Origin of the sequence: Lentibacillus kapialis (assembly GCF_014646635.1) — a bacterium.
GTDB lineage: Bacteria > Bacillota > Bacilli > Bacillales > Amphibacillaceae > Lentibacillus > Lentibacillus kapialis.
Genome location: NZ_BMNQ01000128.1, coordinates 1 through 834, shown reverse-complemented (window position 1 = coordinate 834; position 834 = coordinate 1). Strand labels below are relative to the sequence as shown.

1 protein-coding gene is annotated in these 834 nt (G+C 39.0%); it reads left to right on the top strand.

The genetic code is table 11. The features are described 5' to 3' along the window. Positions 1 to 286: 286 nt before the first annotated feature. On the top strand, positions 287 to 472 hold the full coding sequence (locus tag IEW67_RS17925; RefSeq protein ID WP_188634430.1) for a hypothetical protein: 186 nt from the start codon (positions 287 to 289) through the stop codon (positions 470 to 472). Positions 473 to 834: the final 362 nt, after the last annotated feature.

Here is an 834-nt window from a genome sequence, read left to right as displayed (position 1 = left end):
TATGAAAGGAATTCCCTTTTACGAATCCAAAGGCTTCAAATTTCAATACGAAAATGTTCCAAAAGAGTATCCAACTTATATTAAACTGAGACACGCCAGGAAGATTTAAAATCATTTTTTGTTCAAATATACCAACTTATAGTAGCAAGTGACTGTTCCAGAAAAGGGCGCCATTCCGGAATGAAACTTGGCGCCCGTACCATACTTTGGCTAGTTAACTGGATAACAATTCTTGTTACAAATTGCAGAAATTATGCTGCAATCAATTACTAAGGGGGAAAGCAACATGGAAGACCAATTTTTTGTTGGCTGGGGAACTCTTACCCTTATTAATGCTGGATTGGCACAGGGGAAAAACAGATCGGGTCTTCATTGGTTTTTTATTTCTTTTTTCCTTGGACCGATAGCAACACTTGCATTAGTGATCTTAGAAAAAATGCCGGAAGAGGATGAAAATAATAACGCCGAATAAGAATGAAGATTTCTGTAAACGGGCACCATTCTTGAATAAGAGTTTAGCGCTCGTTCAACACACAAGGGTAAAGGGAGCAATTCTATGCCTTACAACTCGAAAAAGCTTCGTTTATGGATCCCGTTATTGCTACTGGGTCTTAACATTATTTCAGTAGGATTTATGGTTGAGGAATTAATGGGCGCCTCTCCTCCAAACTACGGTGGACCACTAATATTCTTAACGCCTGTGCTTGGTTTAACTTACAAATGCGTGGTCTAACTCCACCGTCTTTAGACGGTATCAGCTTTTAGCCCTATCTTTTTTGTCCATACTAAATCATGAGGTGAAAGTATGGACGGTTATCAAAAAAGTGGTCATGC

Bases quoted from the DNA above. Each gene is read 5' to 3' on its own strand.
- IEW67_RS17925 (WP_188634430.1), top strand. From the start codon at position 287: ATGGAAGACCAATTTTTTGTTGGCTGGGGAACTCTTACCCTTATTAAT.